Origin of the sequence: Ralstonia sp. UNC404CL21Col (assembly GCF_000620465.1) — a bacterium.
Taxonomy (GTDB): Bacteria; Pseudomonadota; Gammaproteobacteria; order Burkholderiales; family Burkholderiaceae; genus Ralstonia; species Ralstonia flatus.
In genome coordinates, this window is sequence record NZ_JIBE01000004.1 from 878,445 (window position 1) to 904,232 (window position 25,788).

Sequence of the window (25,788 nt, forward strand, 5' to 3'; positions counted from 1 at the left end):
TTTTTCTTGGGCGTCGTATGCCGGCATTCACTCAACCCGCCAACGGCGCATGCCGCGCCATCAACGCATCCACCCAGCCCATGAACGCCCGCAGCTTTGCGCTGACATGCCGGTTGGGCGGAAACACCAGATACATCGGCATGGGGGTGAGGTGCCAATCGGTGAACAGCGGTACCAGTTCGCCGCGCGCCACGTGCGGCTCGCCCATGTAGTGCGGCAACCAGATCACGCCCATCCCGGCCACGCCGGCCGCCAGGTAGGCATTGCCGTCATCCAGCGCCACCACATAGCGCGCCCTCACGTTGAACGTTTCGTCGTCACGCTGCAGTGTGAGCGGTCGGAGCTTGCCGCTGAGCGTGCTCAGAAAACCGACGACGCGGTGGCGCGGGTCTTCCAGCTCGCTGGGGTGCAGGGGCGTGCCGGCCTGTTCCAGATAGCTGGGTGCTGCATACACGCCAAGCTGCAACGCGCCCACGCGGCGGGCCTGTAGGGAAGAGTCGGCAAGCTCGCCGCCGCGCAGTACGCAGTCGACGTTGTCGCCAATCACGTCGACCATGCGGTCGCTCGCGCCAATGTGAAGCTGGATGTCGGGATACCGCGCGTGGAATTCGGGCAAGGCGGGGGCGAGGATCAACCTTGCAAACGGGGTGGGCACATCCACACGCAGGCGCCCGCGCGGGGCGGCGGATGCGGTGGACAGGCTGGTATCAGCGTCTTCAAGGTCGGCCAGCAGGCGCACGGCGCGCTCGTAGTAGGCAGCGCCATCGGCGGTGACATTGACCTGGCGCGTGGTGCGGTTCAGCAGCTTCACGCGCAAGCGGGCCTCCAACTGCTGGACGAGTTGGGTGACGGTGGTCTTACTGATCTCCAGCGTCTGCGCAGCCTTGGTAAAGCTGCCGGCCTCCACCACACGGACGAAGGCCTGCAGTGCATCGAAACGGTCCACGTCGGCTCCTGACTCGGGAAGATTGTTTGGCAACGGCAAACAGTGATTGTAGGCATGGGCGGTTTATTCGCGGGGTGCGAATGCATACAGTGCCCTGGCTGCGCAGCCCTTTAGCCCAACCCTTTTTACCCAGCAAGGAAGCGATTCATGTCTGCACGCGATGTTGTGTTTCCGGCCGCGCGCCAAGCGCTGTATGAGCAAAACCGCTATTCACCGGCCATCCGCTCCAACGGTTTTCTGTTTGTGTCGGGCCAGGTGGGCAGCCGGCCGGATGGCTCGCCCGAGCCCGATCTGCAGAAGCAGGTGCGGCTGGCTTTCGACAACCTGAATGCGATCCTCTCTGCCGCCGGTTGCACGTTCCAGGACGTGATCGATGTGACGGTCTTTATCGTCAACCCCGAAACGCAATTCGAGCCGATCTGGAAGGTGGTCGGGGAGCATTGGGGCGAGGCGCCCTACCCCACGCTCACAGGCATTGGCGTGACGTGGCTGTACGGCTTCCAGTTCGAGATCAAGGTGATCGCCAAGCTGCCCGAGCCGGCATGACGCGGGCGCCAAACCTACGAGAATCAGTACCCGGCGCACGCGTAGGAATGTGAGAGAGTGCAAGCCACGGCAATCGCAACGGCAATGGCACCCACGTCACATCACGGGCGCGCGCAACCTGTGGAATGCCTCGACCGCACATGCCGGCGCCCGCCCCTTGAGGAGACATGCATGGTCAGCAAGAACACGATCTGTCTGTGGTACGACCGCGATGCGCTGGACGCGGCCAACTTCTACGCCAAGACCTTCCCAGACAGCAAAGTCACCGCCGTGCACCGCGCGCCGGGCAACTACCCCGCCGGCCAGGAGGGCGACGTGCTGACGGTGGAGTTCACGGTGGCGGGCATTCCGTGCCTGGGGCTGAACGGCGGCCCGCAGTTCAAGCACAGCGAGGCGTTCTCGTTCCAGATTGCGACCGACGACCAGGCGGAGACTGATCGGCTGTGGAACGCCATCGTCAGCAACGGCGGGCAGGAAAGCGCCTGCGGCTGGTGCAAGGACAAGTGGGGCCTGTCGTGGCAGATCACGCCGCGCGCGCTCACGGCGGCCTTTACCGACCCGGACCGCGCAGCGGCCAAGCGCGCCTTCGACGCGATGATGACAATGCGCAAGATCGACATCGCCACGATTGAGGCGGCGCGGCGGGGCTGAGCGTTCATCGCTTACTCGCTTGCTGCATCTGCATTGCCGAGCGCCAGCTGCGGCGGCTCGGCAATGCAGGCCGATGCTTTGGTCAAGCTGCGCCGGTTTGACGGAGCAGCGTGGGCTGCGTGGGCTGCGTGGTCTGCATGATCACTTCTGTGCCTGCGGTGCCGCCCCTTGGTTCTGACGCGGGTCATACCCCGTGAAGTACCAATGCCCGTCGGCACCCAGCTGGAAGCTCACCTTCTCGTAGACGACACGGCCATCGGTCAGCTGCGTCGCGAAGTCGACGTTTGCATACAGCCCATCGGGAACCTCCTTGACCTTTGTATAGGTCAGCCGCGTGACGGATGCCCAGCCGCGCTGCCGGACCGCCCCGACCGACTTGCGCGCTTGCGTGAGCCCGCTGGCAAAGCGATCCGGCGTAAAGACGCCGCGCACGAAAGGCGCGGTCTGCTGCCACAGCGCGGTGTAGTCGCCCGCGTCAATGCGCTTGAGCGCGAGCGCGGCGTTGCCGAGCAACTCGTCGGCGGAGTCACCCGCTTCCGCGCCGTGGGCCAGCACAGAAGCGGCGGCCAGGGCGCAGGCGGCCACCATCTTGAATGCGCTGTTAAAACCGTTCATCAACGTCTCTCCGTCTGATCTGGGTGTGTCTGGTGACTTACTGGGCGGGCTTTGCCGGTGCAAAGGTCTCGCACTGCGGGTCGGCCCATCGCGTCTTGGTTAGGCGGTTGTCGTCGTCAAACTGGATCTGGTACTGGCACGTGACGGGCTTGTCTGCGCTGCGGAAGTGGAACAGGTAGTTCCACACGCGCACGCGGAACACGCTCTCATGAAAGTGCGGCACGCCGATCAGCTCATAGACCTGGCCCTTGGTCATGCCGGGCTCGACCATGCGCAGGTGGTCAACGTTGGGGAACGAGCCCTCGGGCGTCATCGCCGTGTCCGGTTTGGGGAACGCGGTGTCGGTGGGGCCGGGGCCCGCGCATGCCGCAAGGGCGAAGACGCACGAGAGCGTGGCAATGCAGGCGGGGATTGAGCGCTTGTTCATATCAGGAATCCGAAAGAGGTCACGTTGCGGTGGTTGCTGTGTTGGGGCGGGCCTCACCACTGATACCCGGCACCGACCACGGCGCCATACGTGCCGCGCGTGTTGGTGGAAACGGCGGCCTTGTAGATCCAGCGGTTGTTTTCCGACACCGTTGAGATACCGACCGCCTGACCCGATTGGCCGTTGTACACACTGCCTGCCACCGCCACCATGCTCTTGCCGGGGCCGGTCGGTTGCGGCAGACCGGCCATTGCCATCGCCATGGCGGTGCCGCCGTCGGCATCGCGCCGGTACGAATCGATGCTGTTGCGCAGGCCCGCGACCTGGTTGTCGGTGTAGTTGTTGGCTTGCGTGATGGCGTTGTTCAGCTGTGACACGTTGACGGCATCGGTGGGTGCCGTGCCGGCCGCTACGTTGATCACCTGCCGCGACAAGGTGGACGAGCCCACCGAGACGACATCCGTACGGCCGCCGTCATTGCTGCCCGCGCCAATGGCGGTGGACCCGCTGCCGGTTGCCACTGCGCCCGTACCCACGGCAGTGGAGTTGTTGGCGGTTGCCTGCGAGCTGTTGCCCAGCGCCGTGCTGTTGGAGCCCGACGCCACGGCGCCCGTGCCGCCCACAGAAGAGTTGGGGCCCGGCGTGGCGGGGGGCGTGTTGTTGGTGCTGCCGTTGGGCGAGGTGGACGTGAAGGTTCCGCCGTTGTTGTTGATGTACGTCGTCAGTTGCTGCTGAACCGCCTGCAACTGCGACACGTTGACCGCATCGGAGCCCAGGCGGCCGGCCGCCACGCCGGTGATCTGGCGGTTGCCCACGTTCAACTCACCCGACGAGGTTTGCGGCGCCGTCAACCCGAAGGCCATGTAGTTGGTCAACGCGCCTACCGAAGTAAGCGACCCGGCGCCCAGCGCAACGCTGTTGGCAAACGTGGCGTTGGCGCCCGAACCCAGGGCCATGGCATCCACCGCGTTGCTCTTCGCACCCGAGCCGATGGCGATGCCGCCCGCCAATGCCGCATTGGCGTTCGCACCTTGCGCGATGGATTGCGCGCCGTTGGCCGTCGATCCGCTGCCCAGTGCAATCGCATCGGCCTGGCCGGAGGTGGATGCCTGGCCGATGGCAATGCCGCCCGGCGCGGTTTGCTGGACGATCGCGCCGTTGCCGATGCCGACGCCGTTGTCGCCGTTCACCACCGTCGTCGGCCCCACAGCCACCGACTGCGAACCGACCGCGAGCGAATCGGCCGCCGCCGAATTGGCGTGGAAGTACAGCGTGGGCGTGACCGCGAACGATTGCAGCGCGCCGGTCAGTTGGCGGATCGTGGCTGCATCGTGCTGGCCGGTGCCGTCGGCCACGTTGGTCAACTGGCGGTACGTATTGCCTGCGGCGCTACCAAACGACACGGCGCCCAGCAGCGTTCCGTCGGATGTGTTGAACGGCACGGCCTGACTCCCTGCGGGAATCGACCCGATACCAGAAGCAATGGGGCGGTCAGAGATCGCGCCGGAGCCGATCGCCACACCGCCTGCCACCGACACCGTCGACAGCGAACCGAGCGCGAGCGCGTTGGCCGTTTGCGCCTGCGCGCCATTGCCCGCTGCAAGGCTCGTGGCGCCGGCTGCAACCGCCAGCGGCCCAATGGCCACGCTGTCGGTGCCCGTGGCCTGGCTGTCAGCCGCCGTTGAGTTGGCGTGGAAGTACTTGATGCCGCCGCCGTTCTGGATGTTGGTGATCGAGTTGCCGAGGTTCGTGACGTTCTGGTTGGTGGCGAAGAGCTGCGAGCCATTCACCGCATCCGTGCTGGTGGCATTCAACGCGCCCGGTGCAACGTTGGTGATGACGTTCGGGCCCGTGCCGCCGTGGTTGGCGCTGAAGGCGCCCGTACCGCCGTTGGCGGTCGGGTCCCACAGCAGCGCGTCGTTCTTGGTCTGCGTCAGCTCGGTTTGCACCGATTGCAGCTGGCTCACGTTCACGGCATCCGTTGCCGCCGAACCTGCAGCCACGTTGGTGATACGGCGCTCGTTGCCAGCCGACCCCACCGAGACCTCGCCCACCGGCGAGGTGCCTGCCAGCGCTGCCGTGCCGGGGTTGTAGGCAGCGGCGCCCAGGTTGGCCGTGGTGGTGGAATTGGCGCCGAGCGCGACGGAGTTGGCAGCCGTGGCCCGCGCGCCGTTACCCATGGCGACGCTGTTCGCGCCGCTGGCCACCGCCTGCGGCCCAACGGCCACGCTTTCCGTGCCGGTGGCCTGGCTATCGGCCGCCGTGGAATTGGCGTGGAAGTACTTGATGCCTGCGCCGTTCTGGATGTTGTTGACCGTGGTGAAGATGCCATCCACCGCCTGGTTGGTCGCGAAGAGTTGCGAGCCGTTGACGGCATCGGTGCTCGAATTGCTGAGGCGGCCTGCGGCGACGTTGGTGATCTGGCGTTCTGCGCCGAGCGCGCCGACGCTCACGACGCTGGTCGGGTTGGTCCCTGCAAAGTTGCGCGTGGCGCCGGCGATGACGGCACTCGCCGTTGGGTTGGATGCGGCGGTGACGGAACCGGAGCCGAGTGCCACATCGCCGGCATTGGTGGCCCGTGCAGTTGCGCCCAGTGCCAACGCGTTGGCGGCCTGTGCCTGGGCGCCGTTACCCGTCGCAACGCTGTTCGCCCCAGTGGCAACCGCGAGCGGCCCGACGGCGACGCTGTCCGTGCCGGTGGCCTGGCTATCGGCCGCAGTGGAATTGGCGTGGAAGTACTTAATACCCCCGCCGTTCTGGATGTTGTTGACCGTAGTGAAGATGCCGTCCACCGCCTGGTTGGTCGCAAACAACTGCGAGCCGTTGACGGCATCGGTGCTCGAATTGCTCAGGCGGCCCGCCGCAACGTTGGTGATCTGACGTTCTGCGCCGAGCGCACCGACGCTCACAACGCTGGTCGGGTTCGTCCCTGCGAAATTGCGCGTGGCACCGGCGATGACTGCACTCGCCGTTGGGTTGGATGCGGCGGTGACGGAGCCGGAGCCGAGCGCCACGTCGCCGGCATTGGTCGCACGTGCAGTCGCGCCCAGTGCAAGCGCGCTGGCGGCTTGCGCTTGCGCACCGTTGCCGGCTGCCACGCTGTTCACCCCGGTGGCAACCGCGAGCGGCCCCACGGCCACGCTGTCTGTGCCGGTGGCTTGGCTATCGGCCGCCGTCGAGTTGGCGTGGAAGTACTTGATGCCCGCGCCGTTCTGGATGTTGTTGACGGTGGTGGAAACACCATCGACAGCCTGGTTGGTCGCGAAGAGTTGCGAGCCGTTGACGGCATCGGTGCTCGAGTTGCTGAGCTGGCCCGCAGCGACGTTCGTGATCTGGCGCTCTGCACCGACTGCACCGACGCTCACAACGCTGGTTGGGTTCGTCCCCGCAAAGTTGCGCGTGACACCGGCGATGACGGCGCTGGCCGTTGGGTTGGAGGCGGCGGTCACAGAACCGGAGCCGAGCGCCACGTCGCCGGCATTGGTGGCCCGTGCAGTGGCGCCCAGTGCAAGCGCGTTGGCGGCTTGCGCTTGCGCGCCGTTGCCGGTGGCGACGCTGTTCGCCCCACTGGCGACCGCGAGCGGGCCCACGGCGACGCTGTCCGTGCCGGTGGCCTGACTATCCGCCGCTGTGGAGTTGGCGTGGAAGTACTTGATGCCGGCGCCGTTCTGGATGTTGTTGACCGTGGTGGAGACGCCATTCACCGCTTGGTTGGTCGCAAACAACTGCGAGCCGTTGACCGCGTCGGTCGAGCTGCTGCTAAGCCGTCCGGCTGCGACATTCTGGATCTGCCGTGGGGCGGCGGCCGAGCCGACACTGACAACATCGCCCGCCGCCGGCGCACCGCCCGCGAACGTGTAGGTCGTCCCTGCGATGGTGGCGTTCGGCGTCTGCACGGCTGCCGATACAGTCGAGGCATTGCCGAGGACGACTGCGCCGTCCAGGCCACCGGCTACCGTCACGCCGTTGCCCACGACGAACGCGTTGTTCGCATTGATCGTGTTGTTGTTACCGAGCGAATACGAACCCGAGCCCGTGATGGTGCTCGGATCGCCGATCGCCCCGGAATTCGCACCGCTGACGACGTTGTTTGTGCCGATGCTCACGCTGTTGGTGGCCGTAGCCCGCGCGCCCAGACCCATCGCAACGGCATTCGTGCCGGATGCCACCGCGTTGTTTCCGATGGCCGTGCCTGATACACCCGACGCTGTTGCGCCGCTGCCCATGGCAGTGGCGCCACTTTGCGAAGCCACCGACGCGTTGCCCACCGCCACGCCAAAACCGCCCGCGGCTGTCGACTGAACCCCGATGGCGATCGATCCAGTGGCGGATGCCTTGGCGTTCAAGCCGACCGAGGTGGTGCCGTTTGCTGTTACGCCGATGCCCGCGTTCGTGCCGATCGCGACGTTGTCGTTGCCGGATACCAAGTTACCCGCGGAAGCGGCCAGCGTGCCGTCATACGTGACCGTGCCATCGCCCGTGCCGAACGCGACGTTGCGCGTGCCGGTGACGCCAGACCCCGCGCCGCGCATCGCGCTCGCGATACCGCCGCCGACTGCGGAGTTCTGCGCCCCGCTCACGAGCGTGCCGGTGGCGATACCGACGGCAACCGAGCCGGTGTTGCCGGTGGTCGAGCCTGCGCCGGCGCCCTGACCCGCCGCAACGGTACCGTCGCCGATGGCGAGCGCCTGCCCGCCGAGCGCGAGAGCCGTGTTGCCGCTGGCTTTTGCGCCGTTACCGACGGCGGTGGCGGCGGCATTGGTCGCCTGCGCGTTTGTGCCAAGCGCGACGGCGTTGGTTGCGGTTGCCTTGGCCAAAGCGCCAAGGGCAATCGCCGAAGTACCGCTGGCAGCCGCCTGCACGCCCACGCCAATGGCAGAGGTGGCGTTTGCAGTGACATCGGTCCCGATGGCGATCGTCGAATCGGCAGTTGCACCGGTACCCGGAGCGGTACGCGCACCCACGTTGATGGAATTGACGCCGGAGGCAATTGACTGGAAGCCGACTGCCACGCCGTTAAGCCCCGTACTGTTGGCGCCATAACCGACGGCCGTGGCCCCGCCTTGCGTGGCTGTGGACATAAAGCCGACGCACGTCATGCTGCCGCTGTAAAAATTGTACGGGGCCGTAGCGCAGTTCGCCTGCGCCAGCGCCTCTTCCGGCACGGCCGCGCCAAAGACGGCGACCGCCGCTGCAATCAATGTCATCGCACCGCTGGCGGAGTTCAGGCCGGAAGCGCGCCCGATACGCCGGACCGTACCGCCCTTCCCTTTCGCCTTATCCAGCTCCGACGCCGCCACCCAGGCGCCCAGCGCCTCATTCCAGATCGTTTTGTAGGATTTGTTCATTTGGATTCCACCGTGCTCGCCGAGAGCGCAAGAAAAAAGAGAAAAACCGGGTTAGCCACCGCGCGGCACACACCACAAGGACGAACACGCCCTAGGCGCCCGCAAAAGCTGCGGTTCCCGATGATTGGAACTGCCAGAAATTCAAAGGCTGACCACCACGCGGCTTTAAAAAGGACGCAGCAACTCGCCGCTCCGATCAGGAGCGTCTTCAATACGGCAGGCGTTCAATGCTGGTCCGCTGAGCCGAATGTTCAGTGGTCAACGGTTTGGCCCGTCAGGGCGCGAGGAATCAGGGCGGATCGAAAGGCCACTTGATCGCGACTTGAATTGTGCGGGCGGGGCATGGATCGACACGTGGCGCGTGCCTTGTATTTGCCCAAACGTTTGCCCAGACCGTGTAGCTCGTCGTACTCATAGCTACCGTACCCCCGGTAGATGCGGCTTTTTTATTGACGAAGGAGCGCCAACTCAAGCACACACCGTCTTGTTGTGCAGGGGCTGAGCGAGCGCAGAAGGAACACTCTAGATTCTGAACAAAAGTAGACGACTTTGCGAATTGTGTCTAGATATTTAGGACTATGAATATCGGTGTTTTTACAATTGGAAAGGCCAAGTATGCGTGTTTTGGTAAACCAAATGATTTAGATATGCTGGTCACAGAGAATTATTAATAAAAGAAAATATTCACGCGGTATCGATGGATAAAACCACATGCTTATCGGGGCTAATATCATCGATGACATTTCCAAGAACGTTTTTTGCGCAAAGCATAAAAAAGCGGCACGCCTCGGTATGGAGCGTGCCGCTTTTTAATTGCGCACGAATTGGGTGACCTGGAGGACCGCTCCGCGAACTGTGTGTGCTCGTGCCGTTGGACGAACGCCTTCACTGCGCCGCGGGGCGCGGCACCGCCGCACGAAACCGATGCGCGAGCGTGTGATAGAACGACGGCGTCAACGCCTTGGAAACCTGGCTGGACAACAACGCCACCGCCATGAGCGGCAAGACCATCTCGTGGCCGTCGATCATCTCCATCACGATCACAAACGATGTGATGGGCGACTGCGTAACCGCCGCCAGGTAGCCGACCATGCAGAGCGCGGCAAGACTCGGCAGCGGGATCGCCGATGTCACAAGCGACATGACGTTGCCGAGCCCCGCCCCGATCGCTAGCGACGGCGCGAAGATGCCGCCCGGGATGCCGGACAAGTACGAGGCAATGAGTGCCCCGAACTTGAGCACCGCATAGAACGGCGAGAGCGCTTGATGCGTTTCGAGCAGGCCCCGCGCTTCGGCATAGCCGCTGCCGAACGTGGTGCCGCCTGACACCAGGCCAATCAGCGCGATGGCGACTCCGCACAGGAAGGCAAACCAGACCGGTTGCGTCTGCCGGATATCCACCAGCCGCGCAGGCATCCAGCGGGGTATGTTGAGCAACAGCCAGCAGAACACGCCGCCCACCACGCCGCAGAGGGCACTTGCGCCAATCACCACGGGCACCAGCGCCAGATGAAACTGCCCAATCGCCTGGATGCGCCCGAAATACAGGTAGTTGCCTTGCAGGCCCAGCGCGACCACGCCGGAAAAGATAATGGCGGTGATGAGCGTGCCGCTGTTGCGCGCCACAAAACTGCGCGTCAGCTCTTCAATGGCAAACACGACGCCGGCCAGCGGCGTATTGAACGCAGCCGCAAGCCCTGCCGCTGCGCCGGCCAGTGCGAGTTGCCGTTCGATGTGTTGGCTGCTTCGGCGATAGCCCCGCCGCATGGCGTACATGAGCGATGCGCCGATCTGCACCGTGGGGCCCTCTCGCCCGATCGTGAAGCCACAGAGGATGCCCAGGAACGACACCACGATCTTGCCGAACATGATCCGCAAGGAGAGCAGCGAACTGGACAGCCTCCCATCCTCCAGCGCCGCAATGACCTGCGGAATGCCGCTGCCCTCGGCACCGCGAAAGAACCGGCGCGTCAACCAGATGGCGAGTGCCGCACCCAGGGGCGTGATGACGATGGGCAGCCAGAACGCGTGCGAGACGATGCCGCGAAACAGCTCGAATCCAAGATCGATGGCCTTTGCATAAGCGACGGATACCAGACCCACCAGAACGGCACCGAGCCAGAAGACGCCGTAGTTTGCCCAGAGTCTCCTGGCCCGACGCACGGATTGATCTGCGATGTGGAGAGGAGAAAACATGGGGCGGCGGCGTCGGTTCGGAGGAAGCGGAGATTATAGGAGCCGACGCATAGCCGGTGCCCGCCTCACGCCGCGCTCTGGCTGGCCGCCTCGGCGCCCCGCACGTATTGCGCAACGTTGACCGCATCGATCTGTTCGGGCTGCATGAAGCGCTCGGCGTAGCGCAGATACACGCCGCTGCTCAGAAACAGATCAAACAGCTCCGGGTCGATATGCTGCTGGTCTCTCGCCATTGCCATGATCCGCACCGACTCTGACAAGGTCTTCGCCTTCTTGTAAGGCCGGTCGGCAGCGGTGAGTGCTTCGAACACATCGGCAATGGCCATCATGCGTGCGAGCGGGCTCATCTGCTCGCGGCGCAGCCGCCTCGGATATCCGGTGCCGTCCATCTTCTCGTGGTGGTTGCCTGCGATTTCCGGCACATCCCGCAGGGCCTTGGGGAAGGGCATGCGCGAGAGCATGATCTGCGTCTGCACGATGTGGTCTTCGATCTTGAAGCGCTCCTCTTCCGACAGCGTGCCCCGGCTGACCATCAGGTTGTGCAGCTCGCCGCGGTCATACAGGTGCGCGGGCGTATTCAGCTTGAAGCCCCACGGGTTGGCCGGCGCAATGGTGTCGTGTGCAGTGCGTTCAATCACGTGCTCGGGCTTGTCGGCCAGGAGCGGTTCGGCTGTCGGCAAAGGGGGCGCCGGGTGCCGTGCCTTGCGCGCGAGTTCTTCTTGCGAAACGCCCAGGCGGTCGTCCAGCGTGCGCGTCCAGGTACGGGTGGCGATGCGAAGCAACCGCTCTTTCTGCGGCGCATCCATGAATTCACCGCCCAGGTTGCAGGTGGCGACAAACCGAAAATCGTCATCCAGCGCCGCCAGTTCGGTGTCGCGCCGGTGCCGGGCAATGTCGGGGGGCTCGCCGGCGGCGATGGCGTGCAGGCAAGCGATCTCGGCATCGCGCTTGAGTACCTCAAAACGCATCCGCACTTCGTGAATGCGGTCATGCAGCGTTTCGAGCTTGGTCGCCTTGTCGATGACGTATTCGGGCGTGGTGACCTTGCCGCAGTCGTGCAACCACGCGGCCACATGCAGGGCGTGCCACTGTGCCTCCGTCATCTGAAAAGCCTTGTAGGGGCCATCCGTGGCATCGCAGGCGGCGTGCGCGAGCATCTTGGCAAGTTCGGGAACGCGCCCGCAGTGACCACCGGTGTGCGGGCTCTTGGCGTCGATTGCGCCGGCCATGACCTGGATGAACGCATCGAACAGTTTGCGCTGCGCCTCGGACAGTTCCCGCACCTCCAACGCGCCCGCACACAAGTTGGCGAGCATGCCGACAAACGCAAGCTGAGCCGGTTCAATGGGTGTGTCGCGCAAGACCAGGATGACGCCTTGCAGCGCATGCTCGCGCGTGACGAGCGGCACTGCCGCTGCGTGGCACGACGCGTCCGCCGTCAAGGGTGCGAGCCCAGCCGCCCGGATGTCGTCGGGCGTGATGACGCCGGCCCGCGGTGTCATCGCACCGGCCGTGAAGCGGATCAACGGCAGCGCCTGATCCTGACCGGCCGGCACGATCATCGACGCCACGTCGTTGCCGGCGCGGTCGAACGCCACGCGTGCATTCAGCGCATCGTCATTGGCGAGGTACAGCACGCCCGCGCTACCACCGGCTGCGTTGAGCATCTTGCGCAGCAGTACCGGCAAGAGCTGCTCCAGCCGTGCTTCGGCGGAGACCGCCTGCACGATGGTCAGGAAGCGCTGAATCGTCTGCCGCATGTGTTCAGACGTTTCGCCCAGGGCGCTCACCTCGCTGATGCTTGATCGCACGGCAATGGGCTGCTGGAAATCGAAGTGCCGGATGGCGTCCATGCCGTCGGCCAGTGCCTCCATGGGATGCGCAATACGGCGGGCCGACCACCAGATCAACGGCAACGAAAAAAGGATGACCAGGCCCGTCGCGCCGATGCCCAGCCATGCCTGGCGGCGTGCATCCTTCAGCAGTTCGTCTTGCGGCACCGCAGAGATCAGGAACAGTGGCGTGCCGCCGGTTGGCGTGAGCTGGTCGGTGCTGGTGTACCAGGCCTCTCCGCCGGCGGAGATGAGCGCTTGGCCCGTGGGAGATGCCCCCGGGCTGCGCAGGTTTGCGGCCAGTTGCGTGAGGACGGGCAGGCCGTAGTCGGCAGGCGCGGCGAGCAGGCCCGACAGAATGTTGTCCGGCGCGGAGGCAGAGGCAGGTGGCGAACGGTCAATGGCGATGACCTGACCGTTTGCATCCAGCAGCGCAAGCAGACCACGCTCGACAGTCTCCTTGCGCGCGAGCATGCGCCCGAGCAGGTCGAGCCGAACGTCCCCACCCACCACGGCACGACGCGAAGCGGTCGGCACGGCCAGCGTGGCGCCGGCCTGCCGGTCGGAAAAGAACATGTAGGGCTCGGTGCGGATCAACCCGCCCTTTGTGATGGCAGAGACGTACCAGGGCCGCTGCCGGGGGTCGAAGCGCTCGGCAAAGTCGGAAGCGTCGACAGTCTTCACCACGGCCAAACCGGCATCCAGGAAAGTCAGTTTCCCTTGGGCGACGTTGCCCGCGCGCTCCACCGTGCGCACCACATAGGCCGCCTGGCTTGGGGCCTTGAAGACGTCGCGGTCCGCCGTTTCGCGCAGCGGCCGCACGTAGAAGAAACTGCCGTCGTCATAGCCGACATACAACGATTGCAGCACCGGCGATGTGTCCAGCGCATCACGTACGAGTGCCAGGCGCTCGAGCCGTTCGTCGTTCGACACCGCATCCGCCAGCGAGCTGTGACTGACGAGCTTGACCGCCATCTGGGCCGGGGCGAACAAGTCCTGGACCTCGTCCAGCGTTTCGCGACTGATGCGGTGGGTGGCTTCTGTGGCGGCGCGCTCTCGCTCCGCCTTGCTCATGAGGAAGTGGATGCCGCAGATGAGCGCGCCAAGCACCAGTACCAGCGCCCCGAACAGCACCCACAGATGGACATGAAGCGGATAACGCCTGCGCATTTGCATGGCCCCCTCCCTCGACGGGGTACTACACGGCGGTTGCGATGCTGTACAGCACAAGCCCAGGCTGACACGGGCACCGCACAAACTGTCCAGTCCAGTTTCGGTGCCGTCCGGGGGATCGTCAAGGCGGGAGCCATCGGCCCGTTGAAATCCACACAGGCACGCGTGATAGAGTCGACCGCCCTCCCCACCCGGATCGTGTAGCCCTATGTCGACATTCGCGCTGGTTCCCAAACAAACGGCGTTGTTGGTCATGCACTACCAGACCGACATCATGGCGTTGTTTCCGTCGGTGGCACCCGCGCTGCTCGCCAACACCCGCACGCTGTGCGACGCGGCGCGAGCAAAGGGCATCAGCGTCTACTTTGCGAAGTTCCACTTCAGCCCCGGCTATCCGGAAGTCAGCCCGTTGAACAAGAACGGGCAAGGGGTCAAGCAACTGGGGCTGTTCGTTGAAGACCGCATCTCGCCGGAACTCGGCCCGCGGCCCGATGAGCCGATCATCATCGCGCACCGCGCCAGCGTGTTCTACGGCACGGATCTGCAGGTGCGGTTATCCGCCAAGGGCATCGATACGTTGATCATGGCGGGGGTTGCGTCAACGGGCGTGATGCTGTCTTCCGTTGCGCATGCAAGCGATGCGGACTACCGCCTGTTCACCGTGAAGGACTGCTGCTACGACCCCGACCCGGTCGTGCACGAGCATCTGTTTGCGACGGCGTTTGAGTCGCGCACGACGGTGCTGTCGCTGGCCGATGCGCTATCGATGCTGGAGTAAATGGCAAGAGGTTGTCGGCGCGCTCAGGCGCTGACCACCTTGTTCTTGCCGGCGCGCTTGGCCTGATACATGCCACGGTCCGCGCGATGGATGGCGGCCATGGGCGGTTCGGCCTTGCCGACTTCCGCCACGCCGGCAGAGAAGGTGATGAACAAGCGGGTGTCGCCCGCCGCAAAGAAGCGCTGCGTGAGTGCGCGCTGCAGGCGGACGATGGTCTGCACGCCCTCTTCCAGCGACGTGTCTGGCATCAGGATCACGAATTCCTCGCCGCCAAAGCGGGCGAGCGTGTCTTGCGGGCGCATCGATTCGCGCGCCACCTGGGCCAGGTGTGAGAGGGCATCGTCGCCAAAGCTGTGGCCGTGCGTGTCGTTGATCGACTTGAAGTCGTCGATGTCCAGAAACGCGATGGAGAGCGCGCTGTTCTGGCGCGCCGCGCGGGCGACTTCGCGCTCCAGCGCTTCTTCCAGCCCCTTGCGATTGAGCGCGCCGGTCAGCAGATCGTGACGCGCCGACGCCGATGCCATATCGAGCGCCTTGCGCAGTTGCGCCACTTCGGCGGCGGCCTCCTCGGCCTTGACTTTCATTGCCGACAGCACATCGCGATTGCGCGCCGACTCCAGTGACATCCAGCGCGTGGCCGACAGCGCGTCTTGAATGGCCGGGGCGATGTCGGCGATGCTGTTGGCCGATTCGATCTTCTTGGCGCAGGCCTCCATCTGGCGGTGATGCTCGCCCGAGGTTTCGGCGGCGGCCGACAGGCGCTCCATGAAGGCCGCCAGCAGCCGCTTCATTTCTTCCTGGGCTTCGAGCGACTTGCTCTTCAGGGAGCTTTGCTTCTGGATGACCTCCATGAGGCGGCGGCGCAGATCGTCCAGCCGGCGCAGGCTCACGGGCGCTTCGCTGGCTTTCATCAGGGCTTCGATCTGGCCACGCAGCCAGCGGTCGTCCAAGGACAGCTCGGCGATGTTTTCGAACACCAGTTGCAGCAGGCTCAGCAACGCCCGGCGGATCTCGCTCTGATCTTCCGCCGCGAGCGACAAGCGGTGGTTGAACGTCGACAGCTTGGCGTTCAGGTTGGCAAGGCTTTCGAATTCGGACCGGCAGGCCCGGATCAGCGCCCAGGCGGCGGGGCCGATGCTGGCATCGTCTTCGCCGAGCACCGGCAGGCAGCCTTCGACCGTGCGCGCAAGCTGCTCGCACAACTCCCGTACAAGCGCCATCCGTTCAGCATCCTGGGCGTCTGCGTCGGGCTTGCTGCCGGCGATTTCGTAATAGATCGAGGCAAAGTTGTCTGGCGTGGGCGCCAACCTGCGTGAGGCCAGCAGCTTGAGGGCGTGCCGGGCGGTCTCCGAGGGATTGTTTTCTGTCATTCCGAACTACAGGTTGGCGAGCGGGGTTGGAGCGCGATTTTCCACGGTTCCGGGCCGACCGAAAAGCCGTCCGAAGGGTTATGTGGGCATTGCGCTGCAAGGTGGACGCCCGCCAAATTGGGTGTCGCGGCAAGCATCAGTGCGAAGAGCGTGACCCCGTTTGAAATGACCGGTCGAAACCGCGTCTCGGTGGTTCGGCGCATGCCGCGCCCGTTCATGCGGCGCGTCGCACGCCGTCATCAAAGCGCCTGGATATGCCGGAAGAATCCGGGGGATTGGCCCCGCACGCCATAAAACCGGATGACACCCGACACGTCGCCGTACTGCTGTACCAGGTCTTCAGTCGCGGCACGAATGCGCCGCACCCCCGACACGTTCTTCAGAAAGCAATCCACCAGCGCAGGATCGAAGGAGCGACCGCTCTGGTCTGCCAGCGCCTCGAGTGCGTCGTCTTCCGGCATGCCTTCGCGGTAAACGCGCGGCTCGAGCATGGCGTCGAACGCATCGGCAACGGCAACGATGCGCGCGGCCAGCGGGACACCTTTCCCCGCAAGGCCATCCGGATAGCCGCTGCCATCAAAATGCTCGTGATGATGGCGGGCAACGCTCGCGGCCATTTGCAGCAGCGGATCGGCCGTGCCAGCAAGCAGGTCGGCGCCGATATTCGAGTGCCGCTGCATGATCTCGTGCTCTACGTCGGTCAACGAAGCGGGCTTGAGCAGGACGTCATCGGGAATGCCCAGCTTGCCGATGTCATGCACGGGCGCGACCAGGTAAATGCGCTCCTGCTCGGCGTCGTCCAGCTCCAAAACGTTTGCCAGATAGGCCGCGACGGCCGCAGTCCGGACGAGGTGACCAAGCGCAGAGGGATAACGCGATGCGCCAGCAAGCGTCAGGCTGGCGAGCATGATGTGGGGGCGGTTTTGTTGTGCCATGGTGTTGACCTTCTTTGACCTTCTTGGTCGCGCGCCAGCAGGCACGCGGTGAGGCTCGATGGAGGACTGCACGATAGTCATGGCGCCGGTCGACCGCAACCACCCACGGTGCTCATGTTTGATCTATCCCATCTGCAAGCGCCGCCACAACGTGGTCTTGCTGATCCCCAATGCTGCGCAGACGGCATCCCGATTGCCTCCGTGGGCTGCCAGCGCTGCGCGGATCTCTTCCGCTTCAACGCCCCGGCTGCGCTCGCGCAGCGTCTGGGCCGCAGGTTTGCCGGCCGTGGCGTGGGCAAACACTTCGGGTGCAATCAGCCGCAGCACATCTTGCGTGATGGCGTCGGTGTCATCGGTGTAAGCCAGTTCCACGGCAATCCGTTCAACCACGCTCTGCAGTTCGCGCACGTTGCCGGCCCAGGTGTAACGCCGCAGCGGCTCCGCAATGCCAGCCAGCACGCGGGTAGCGTCTTCGGTGTCGGCAATGCGCAGCAGTAGGCGTGGCTCGCGGCGCGCGGCTTGCACGAGCAGTTCGGCGGCCAGGGGCATCACGTCGTCGGGCCGTTCGCGTAGCGAGGGCAGCGCAATGCTGAGGATGTTGAGGCGGTAGTACAAATCTGCGCGGAAGGTGCCGGCTTCCACCGCGTCCGTCAGCGCGCGGTGCGTGGCGGCCACCACGCGGATATCAACGCGCGTGGGCTCGGTTGAGCCCAGCCGCACCACCTCGCGCTCCTGCAACACGCGCAGCAGGCGGCTTTGCAGCGGCAGCGGCATCTCGCCGATTTCATCGAGGAACAGCGTGCCGCGGTGCGCCGCTTCAATCAGCCCGGTCTTGCCGCCCTTGCGCGCACCGGTGAAGGCGCCCTCTTCGTAGCCGAACAGCTCGCTTTCCAGCAGCGCTTCGGGAAACGCGCCGCAGTTGATAGCGACAAACGGAAAATCGCGCCGCGCGCTGAGCTGATGCATGCCCTGCGCGACCATCTCCTTGCCTGTGCCGGATTCGCCCAGCACGAGCACCGTGGCGTCGGACTTGGCATAACGGCGAACGAGCGTACGCACACGCTCCATCGGCAGCGATTCGCCGACCAGGTCTTCCAGACGGTAGCGGGCGCTGAACTGCTGCGGGCGCTGGCGTGAGCGCAGCGTGCGGTCCAGTCGCTCCACCGCGCGGGATTCCTGGAAGGTGAAGACCGTGCCTTCGGGGGCGCCCGCGCCGGCGCTCGCCAGTGGACCGCGGTGGATGACGTAGTTCACGCCCTGCACGGTGCCCAGCGTGTCGCCGTCGCTATCGGGCAGCAGGCCCAGCAGGTTGGGGGCGATGCTGAGCAGCGGTTGCCCGATGGCCAGCTTGGCTTCGATACCCAACGCCGTAGCCAGCCGCTGGTTGATGGCTTCTACGCGGCCCTGCGCATCCAGTGCGACCACACCGTCGCGCAGATGCTGCAGCAGGTTGTCCAGCCGCTGGCGGCGCAGCGTTTCGCGGCGCGTGGCCTGTACGACTTCCAGCGCGGTATCGAACGCAGCCCGCACCGAATCGCGCGAATACAGGAACACGGCGTTCATGCCGGCCTGCGTTGCCAAGTCCGTCACCAGGCCGGGGCCGACCACCACGCCCACGCCGCGGTCGCGCAGGTCCAACACGCAGCTCTCCGCACCCTGGCGCGAGGTGTACGAGGCAAACACCACGTCCATCCCATAGGCGGCGACAAAGCGGCGCACCTCCTCGGGCGTGTCGCCATGGGTGACGAGCGCCACCGATTCCGCATCGCGGCGGGCGCGGGCCAGCGCGTGCATCACGTCAAAACCCGTCGGGTTGATGACGACCACGGGCAACGACAGGCGCGGCTTCAGATAGGCGCCGTTGGACCCGCCCGCCACCACCACGTCGGGTCGGTCCGCGCCCGCTGCGTCGATCTCGCGCACGATGTCTTCAAAGCCGCGCGTGATGACGCGCAGCTCGGCGCGGTCGTTGTACTCGGCGGCAATGTCGAGGAAGAGATCGCTCAGGCGGCTGATGCCGCAGGCCCAGATGCGGGGGCGGTCGGTCAGGTCGGTTGCAGTGGGGCTCATGGTGCGGCGCGGCATGGAAAAACAGCAGTCCGGGCATTATGCGCCGCGCGTTTCCATATTGAAATTGCAGGTTTCATTTCTGAAATGGAGTGCACGCGGGCGGCAACGTCACACCCATACAAATCAACGGGTTACGTCGGCCTGCAAGGGTGGCCCGCTTCCTGCTCTCCTAGGCCGTTCTTTCTGGAGCCACACATGAGCACAACGCAACGACACCCCACCAGCGCCGGCGCCAAATTCCGTGCTGCGGTGGCTGAATCCCAACCGCTGCAAGTGGTGGGCGCCATCACCGCCTACGCCGCCAAGATGGCCGAGCAGACCGGCTTCAAGGCCGTGTACCTGTCGGGCGGCGGCGTGGCGGCCAACTCGCTGGGCATTCCGGACCTGGGCATCAGCACGATGGAAGACGTACTGATCGACGCCCGCCGCATCACCGACGCCGTGCAGATTCCGCTGATGGTCGATATCGACACGGGCTGGGGCGGCGCCTTCAACATCGCCCGCACCATCCGCTCGTTCATCAAGGCCGGTGTGGCCGCGGTGCATCTGGAAGACCAGGTTGGCCAGAAGCGTTGCGGCCATCGCCCGGGCAAGGAAGTCGTTTCCACCGACGAAATGGTCGATCGCGTGAAGGCCGCCGTGGACGCCCGCACCGATGACGACTTCGTCATCATGGCCCGCACCGACGCAGCCGCCTCCGAAGGCATCGACGCCGCCATCGAGCGCGCCGTCGCGTACGTGGAAGCGGGCGCCGACATGATCTTTCCGGAAGCCATGAAGACGCTGGACGACTACCGCCGCTTCAAGGCCGCCGTGAAGGTGCCCATCCTGGCCAACCTGACCGAGTTCGGCAGCACGCCGCTCTTTACCACCGACGAGCTGCGCAGCGCCAACGTCGACATCGCGCTGTACTGCTGCGGCGCCTACCGCGCCATGAACGCAGCGGCGCTCAACTTCTATCAAACGGTGATGCGTGACGGCACGCAGAAGGCGGCCGTGGAAACCATGCAGTCGCGCGCCGATCTGTATCAATATCTCGGCTACCACGCGTACGAAGACAAGCTCGACGCGCTGTTTGCCGCACAAAAATAACGCCTCCGCATCCAAACCAATTCAACGCATCCAAGGAGACCACACCATGAGCGAAGCCGATAACAGCACGCCGAACGCAGGCGCCTTCAAGCCGAAGAAATCCGTGGCCCTGTCGGGCGTGACGGCCGGCAACACCGCGCTGTGTACCGTTGGCCGCACCGGCAATGACCTGCACTACCGCGGCTACGACATCCTCGACCTGGCCGGCGCGTGCGAGTTTGAAGAAGTCGCCCACCTGCTGGTGCACGGCAAGCTGCCGAACAAGGCCGAGCTGGCTGCCTACAAGGCCAAGCTGAAGGCGCTGCGCGGCCTGCCCGCCAATGTGAAGGCCGCCCTGGAATGGGTGCCCGCCTCCGCCCACCCGATGGACGTGATGCGCACCGGCGTGTCGGTGCTGGGCACGGTGCTGCCCGAAAAGGACGACCACGCCACCCCCGGCGCACGCGACATCGCCGACCGCCTGATGGCCTCGCTCGGCTCGATGCTGCTGTATTGGTATCACTACAGCCACAACGGCAAGCGCATCGAAGTCGAAACGGACGACGACTCCATCGGCGGCCACTTCCTGCACCTGCTGCACGGCGTGGAGCCGCCCAAATCGTGGGTCGATGCCATGCACGTCTCGCTCAACCTGTATGCCGAGCACGAGTTCAACGCATCGACGTTTACCGGCCGCGTGATTGCCGGCACGGGCTCGGACATCTACTCCGCCATCACCGGCGCAATCGGTGCACTGCGCGGCCCGAAGCACGGCGGCGCCAATGAAGTCGCCTTCGAGATCCAGAAGCGCTACGACACCCCGGACGAGGCCGAAGCCGACATCCGCCGCCGCGTGGAAGCCAAGGAAGTCGTGATCGGTTTCGGCCACCCGGTGTACACCGTGTCCGACCCGCGCAACAAGGTCATCAAGGAAGTGGCGCGCAAGCTGTCGAAGGAAGCCAGCAACACCAAGATGTTCGACATTGCCGAGCGCCTGGAAACCGTGATGTGGGACATCAAGAAGATGTTCCCCAACCTGGACTGGTTCAGCGCCGTGTCGTACCACATGATGGGCGTACCGACCGCGATGTTCACCCCGCTGTTCGTGATCGCACGGACGTCCGGCTGGGCGGCGCACATCATCGAGCAACGAATCGACAACAAGATCATCCGCCCGAGCGCCAACTACACCGGCCCCGACGACCTGAAGTTCGTACCGATCGGTAAGCGCCCGTAAGAAATAGGAAAGAAGAAAGGAGCGTCAACACAAACCCACCGACGGTGTGGCCGTTGACGTTCCTGCCCTAGATGGCGCCTTGAATTTCTGTAAGCGGGCGGAAAAAAGAAGGAGGCTTGTTTGAGCGAAGCGAGTTTGCCTCCTTCTCCGCACGGTTACATAAATTCAAGGGGAAGTCGCCATCTCGGGCGCGCCTTTCTTTGCTTACTTTCTTTGGCAAGACAAAGAAAGTGAGTCGCCCCCGGCAGGGGGAGAAACAAGGGATGGACCCACACCATGAACACAGCACACCGCAAACCCCTCCCCGGCACAAACCTCGACTACTTCGACGCCAGAGAAGCCGTCGAAGCCATCCAAGCCGGCGCCTACGACAAGCTCCCCTACACCTCCCGCGTCCTCGCCGAGAATTTGGTACGCCGCTGCGATCCAGCCACCCTCACCGACTCGCTCAAGCAACTCATCGAACGCAAGCGCGACCTGGATTTCCCGTGGTTCCCGGCGCGCGTGGTCTGCCACGACATCCTGGGCCAGACCGCGCTGGTCGACCTCGCCGGCCTGCGCGACGCCATTGCCGACCAGGGCGGTGACCCCGCCAAGGTCAACCCGGTCGTGCCGGTGCAGCTGATCGTCGACCACTCGCTGGCCGTAGAGTGCGGCGGCTTCGACCCCGACGCCTTCGCCAAGAACCGCGCCATTGAAGACCGCCGCAACGAAGACCGCTTCCACTTCATCGACTGGACCAAGCTCGCGTTCAAGAACGTCGACGTGATCCCGGCGGGCAACGGCATCATGCACCAGATCAACCTGGAGAAAATGTCGCCCGTTGTCCAGGCGCACGACGGCGTGGCCTATCCCGACACCTGCGTCGGCACCGACAGCCACACGCCGCACGTGGACGCACTCGGCGTGATCGCCATCGGCGTGGGCGGCCTGGAAGCCGAAAACGTGATGCTCGGCCGCGCCTCGTGGATGCGCCTGCCGGACATCGTCGGCGTGGAACTGACCGGCCAGCGCCAGCCCGGCATCACTGCCACCGACATCGTGCTGGCACTGACCGAATTCCTGCGCAAGCAGAAGGTGGTCGGCGCCTACCTCGAGTTTTACGGCGAAGGTGCATCCAAGCTGACCCTGGGCGACCGCGCCACCATTTCCAACATGGCCCCCGAGTACGGCGCCACCGCGGCAATGTTCTCGATTGACGACAACACGCTCGACTACCTGCGCCTCACCGGCCGCAGCGACGAACAGGTCAAGCTGGTCGAGACGTATGCCAAGACCGCGGGGCTGTGGTCCGACACGCTCAAGAACGCCGAATACGAACGCGTGCTGCGCTTCGACCTGTCGAGCGTGGTGCGCAACATGGCCGGCCCGTCCAACCCGCACGCACGTGTGGCAACGACCGACCTGGCCGCCAAGGGCATCGCCGCCAAGTGGGAAGAAACGCCGGGCCAGATGCCCGATGGCGCGGTCATCATCGCGGCCATCACGAGCTGCACGAACACCAGCAACCCGCGCAACGTGATTGCCGCGGCGCTGCTGGCGCGCAACGCCAACCGCCTGGGCCTGACCCGCAAGCCGTGGGTGAAAAGCTCGCTGGCGCCGGGCTCCAAGGCCGTTGAGCTGTATCTGGAAGAAGCCGGCCTCAAGCACGAACTGGAGAAGCTCGGCTTCGGCATCGTCGCGTTTGCCTGCACCACCTGCAACGGCATGAGCGGCGCGCTGGACCCGAAGATCCAGCAAGAGATCATCGACCGCGACCTGTACGCCACGGCCGTGCTGTCGGGCAACCGCAACTTTGACGGCCGCATTCACCCGTATGCCAAGCAGGCGTTCCTCGCATCGCCGCCGCTGGTGGTGGCCTATGCGATTGCCGGCACCGTGCGTTTCGATATCGAGCGCGACAGCTTCGGCACGGATGCCAACGGCAAACCGATCCTGCTGAAGGACCTGTGGCCGACCGACGAAGAAATCGATGCCATCGTGCGCGCATCGGTCAAGCCGGAGCAGTTCCGCAAGGTATACATCCCGATGTTCGAGCAGCGCAGCGCGTCGGTGGCCAACGTGAGCCCGCTGTACGACTGGCGCCCGCAGAGCACCTACATCCGCCGCCCGCCCTATTGGGAAGGCGCGCTGGCCGGCGAGCGCACGCTCAAGGGGCTGCGCCCGCTGGCGGTGCTGGGGGACAACATCACGACCGATCACCTCTCGCCGTCCAACGCCATCCTGGCCAGCAGCGCCGCCGGCGAATACCTTGCCAAGATGGGCCTGCCGGAAGAGGACTTCAACTCGTACGCCACGCACCGCGGCGATCACCTGACCGCGCAGCGCGCGACGTTTGCCAACCCGACGCTCATCAACGAGATGGCTGTGGTGGACGGCGTGGTGAAGAAGGGTTCGCTGGCGCGCATCGAGCCGGAAGGCAAGGTCACGCGCATGTGGGAAGCGATCGAAACCTACATGGACCGCAAGCAGCCGCTGATCGTGATTGCCGGCGCCGACTACGGCCAGGGCAGCTCGCGCGACTGGGCCGCCAAGGGCGTGCGCCTGGCCGGCGTGGAGGCCATCGTGGCCGAAGGCTTCGAGCGCATCCACCGCACGAACCTGATCGGCATGGGCGTGCTGCCGCTGGAGTTCAAGCCGGGCACCACGCGCCTCACGCTCGGCATTGACGGCACCGAAACCTTTGATGTGATCGGCGAGCGCAAACCGCGCACCGACCTCACGCTCGTCATCCACCGCAAGAACGGCGAACGCGTGGAAGTGCCCGTCACGTGCCGCCTGGACAGCGACGAGGAAGTGTCGATCTACGAAGCCGGCGGTGTGCTGCAGCGCTTTGCGCAGGACTTTTTGGAATCGAACAAGGAGGCAGCATGAGCCACCCCGCGCAAGTGAAGATTCCCGCCACCTACATGCGTGGCGGCACCAGCAAAGGCGTGTTCTTCCGTCTGCAGGATTTGCCGCCGGCCGCGCAACAGCCCGGCGCGGCGCGTGACGCGCTGCTCATGCGCGTGATCGGCAGCCCCGACCCGTACGGCAAGCAGATCGACGGCATGGGCGGCGCCACGTCGAGCACCAGCAAGACGGTCATCCTCAGCAAGAGCACGCGCCCGGACCATGACGTGGATTACCTCTTCGGCCAGGTCTCCATCGACAAGCCGTTTGTCGACTGGTCGGGCAACTGCGGCAACCTCTCTGCAGCGGTTGGGCCGTTCGCCATCAGCAACGGTCTGGTCGATGCGAGCCGGGTGCCGCAAAACGGCGTCGCCATCATCCGCATCTGGCAGGCCAACATCGGCAAGACCATCATTGCGCACGTGCCCATCACCAACGGCGCGGTGCAGGAGACGGGCGACTTTGAACTGGACGGCGTGACCTTTCCGGCAGCGGAAGTGCAGCTCGAATTTCTCGACCCGGCTGCCGAAGAGGAAGGCGACGGCGGCGGCGCGATGTTCCCCACCGGCAACCTCGTCGACGACCTGGACGTGCCCGGCGTGGGCACGCTCAAGGCGACGATGATCAACGCGGGCATCCCGACGATCTTCATCAACGCAGAGGCCATCGGCTACACCGGCACCGAGCTGCAGGACGCCATCAACGGCGATGCGAAGGCGCTGGCGATGTTCGAGACCATCCGCGCGCACGGCGCGGTGCGCATGGGCCTGATCAAGAGCATTGAAGAAGCCGCCACGCGGCAGCACACGCCGAAGGTGGCGTTCGTCGCGCCGCCGAAGGACTACGTGGCATCCAGCGGCAAGAAGGTCGGCGCAGGCGATGTGGACTTGCTGGTGCGTGCGCTCTCGATGGGCAAGCTGCACCACGCGATGATGGGCACGGCAGCGGTCGCCATCGGCACGGCAGCGGCCATTCCGGGCACGCTGGTCAACCTGGCAGCGGGCGGTGGAGAACGTGGCGCGGTGCGCTTCGGGCATCCGTCCGGCACGCTGCGCGTGGGCGCGGAGGCCAAGCGCGTGGACGGCGAATGGACGGTCACCAAGGCCATCATGAGCCGCAGCGCGCGCGTGTTGATGGAAGGCTGGGTGCGCGTGCCGGGCTGAAACGGCGGACCGCACATGCAAAGCAAAACCGCCGCATCCGGCTGAGGGCTGGATGCGGCGGTTTCTTTTTTGCTCTCGGCACTCAGCTTGCGCCGGTGTTCTTCATGCCGAGCACCTCGATCGGCGCAATCTCGGGCGGTGAGGCCAGCAACTCGGCCGCATTGGCCATGAGCGCCTTGGCAATCGGGCCGTCGAGATGTGCCTGGCGATCCTGCTCGCTGGCAAAGGCATCGAAGATGCCGAAGACATTGGGCGCAATGCGCAGCGCAAACCAGATGGGTGTGGTCGCTTCCTGGTTGGCCATTTGCAGACCCGCCGAAAGGAAATCGGCGACGGCCTGTTCCTTGCCCGGTTTGGCAATCAGCCGGGCAAACAATGCGTGCTGGATCATTGAAATCTCCTGATACGCGCGGAGGGCCACGCGGTCAGGCGTACTGTATGCCCAAAGCAGCAGGCCGCGTCATACGAACACGCGTACGCGCCGTTCCACAGGGAGCGGAAACGGCTCGAAGACGGGCCAGGCGCACAGGCCGGCCCG

The 25,788-nt window shown here is 64.9% G+C and carries 17 protein-coding genes; 7 read left to right on the forward strand and 10 right to left on the reverse strand.

Going from position 1 to position 25,788, the window contains the following annotated elements; translation table 11 throughout:
- Window positions 1–31 precede the first annotated feature (31 nt).
- On the reverse strand, window positions 32–946 hold the full coding sequence (locus tag N511_RS0112035; RefSeq protein ID WP_027679524.1) for a LysR family transcriptional regulator: 915 nt from the start codon (window positions 944–946) through the stop codon (window positions 32–34).
- Between the two features lie 147 nt (window positions 947–1,093).
- On the opposite strand from N511_RS0112035, the gene N511_RS0112040 reads away from it, so the two are divergent.
- Both N511_RS0112040 and N511_RS0112045 read left to right on the forward strand, forming a co-directional pair.
- Entirely contained in the window at window positions 1,094–1,492 is a 399-nt protein-coding gene (locus tag N511_RS0112040; RefSeq protein ID WP_027679525.1) for a RidA family protein, read from the forward strand.
- A 171-nt stretch (window positions 1,493–1,663) separates the two neighbouring features.
- Complete coding sequence (locus N511_RS0112045; RefSeq protein ID WP_027679526.1) at window positions 1,664–2,143, forward strand: VOC family protein; 480 nt, start codon at window positions 1,664–1,666, stop codon at window positions 2,141–2,143.
- 141 nt (window positions 2,144–2,284) lie between these two features.
- On the opposite strand, the gene N511_RS0112050 is transcribed toward N511_RS0112045, so the two are convergent.
- The 5 genes from N511_RS0112050 to N511_RS0112070 form a co-directional block, all read right to left on the reverse strand.
- Window positions 2,285–2,758 (reverse strand): DUF4019 domain-containing protein, encoded by a 474-nt coding sequence (locus N511_RS0112050; RefSeq protein ID WP_027679527.1) that lies wholly within the window; start codon window positions 2,756–2,758, stop codon window positions 2,285–2,287.
- Window positions 2,759–2,795: 37 nt separating this feature from the next.
- Window positions 2,796–3,185, reverse strand: coding sequence for an outer membrane protein assembly factor BamE (locus N511_RS24160; RefSeq protein ID WP_051530912.1), 390 nt, complete (start codon window positions 3,183–3,185; stop codon window positions 2,796–2,798).
- 53 nt (window positions 3,186–3,238) lie between these two features.
- Entirely contained in the window at window positions 3,239–8,533 is a 5,295-nt protein-coding gene (locus tag N511_RS24935) for a YadA-like family protein (RefSeq protein ID WP_027679528.1), read from the reverse strand.
- An 885-nt stretch (window positions 8,534–9,418) separates the two neighbouring features.
- Window positions 9,419–10,729 (reverse strand): chloride channel protein, encoded by a 1,311-nt coding sequence (locus N511_RS0112065; protein ID WP_027679529.1) that lies wholly within the window; start codon window positions 10,727–10,729, stop codon window positions 9,419–9,421.
- 65 nt (window positions 10,730–10,794) lie between these two features.
- Window positions 10,795–13,737 (reverse strand): HD domain-containing phosphohydrolase, encoded by a 2,943-nt coding sequence (locus N511_RS0112070; RefSeq protein WP_027679530.1) that lies wholly within the window; start codon window positions 13,735–13,737, stop codon window positions 10,795–10,797.
- Window positions 13,738–13,942: 205 nt separating this feature from the next.
- Here N511_RS0112070 and N511_RS0112075 point away from each other — a divergent pair, with 205 nt between their 5' ends.
- Window positions 13,943–14,512: an isochorismatase family cysteine hydrolase gene (locus N511_RS0112075; RefSeq protein ID WP_027679531.1), complete on the forward strand. Its 570-nt coding sequence runs from the start codon at window positions 13,943–13,945 to the stop codon at window positions 14,510–14,512.
- A gap of 23 nt (window positions 14,513–14,535) precedes the next feature.
- On the opposite strand, the gene N511_RS0112080 is transcribed toward N511_RS0112075, so the two are convergent.
- The 3 genes from N511_RS0112080 to prpR form a co-directional block, all read right to left on the reverse strand.
- A complete protein-coding gene (locus N511_RS0112080) occupies window positions 14,536–15,882 on the reverse strand; it encodes a GGDEF domain-containing protein (RefSeq protein ID WP_027679532.1) in 1,347 nt (448 codons plus the stop codon).
- A 239-nt stretch (window positions 15,883–16,121) separates the two neighbouring features.
- The gene (locus tag N511_RS0112085; RefSeq protein WP_231479613.1) at window positions 16,122–16,898 is read right to left on the reverse strand and encodes an HD-GYP domain-containing protein; all 777 of its coding nucleotides are present in this window, start codon (window positions 16,896–16,898) and stop codon (window positions 16,122–16,124) included.
- A gap of 42 nt (window positions 16,899–16,940) precedes the next feature.
- On the reverse strand, window positions 16,941–18,887 hold the full coding sequence (prpR, locus tag N511_RS0112090; protein WP_027679534.1) for a propionate catabolism operon regulatory protein PrpR: 1,947 nt from the start codon (window positions 18,885–18,887) through the stop codon (window positions 16,941–16,943).
- A 195-nt stretch (window positions 18,888–19,082) separates the two neighbouring features.
- Between prpR and prpB the strand changes: the two genes are divergently transcribed.
- The 4 genes from prpB (at window position 19,083) to prpF (ending at window position 25,250) form a co-directional block, all read left to right on the forward strand.
- Window positions 19,083–19,979 carry a methylisocitrate lyase gene (prpB, locus tag N511_RS0112095; RefSeq protein WP_027679535.1) on the forward strand — a complete coding sequence of 299 codons (897 nt, stop codon included), beginning with the start codon at window positions 19,083–19,085 and terminating at the stop codon, window positions 19,977–19,979.
- A 46-nt stretch (window positions 19,980–20,025) separates the two neighbouring features.
- Window positions 20,026–21,195, forward strand: a complete 1,170-nt coding sequence (gene prpC / locus N511_RS0112100) for a bifunctional 2-methylcitrate synthase/citrate synthase (protein WP_027679536.1) — start codon at window positions 20,026–20,028, stop codon at window positions 21,193–21,195.
- Between the two features lie 276 nt (window positions 21,196–21,471).
- Entirely contained in the window at window positions 21,472–24,069 is a 2,598-nt protein-coding gene (gene acnD, locus N511_RS0112105; protein WP_027679537.1) for a Fe/S-dependent 2-methylisocitrate dehydratase AcnD, read from the forward strand.
- A complete protein-coding gene (gene prpF / locus N511_RS0112110; protein WP_027679538.1) occupies window positions 24,066–25,250 on the forward strand; it encodes a 2-methylaconitate cis-trans isomerase PrpF in 1,185 nt (394 codons plus the stop codon). Before acnD ends, prpF begins: the two co-directional genes overlap by 4 nt.
- 82 nt (window positions 25,251–25,332) lie before the next feature.
- Here prpF and N511_RS0112115 read toward each other — a convergent pair whose 3' ends face one another.
- The gene (locus N511_RS0112115) at window positions 25,333–25,641 is read right to left on the reverse strand and encodes a putative quinol monooxygenase (RefSeq protein WP_027679539.1); all 309 of its coding nucleotides are present in this window, start codon (window positions 25,639–25,641) and stop codon (window positions 25,333–25,335) included.
- Between the last annotated feature and the right edge of the window lie 147 nt (window positions 25,642–25,788).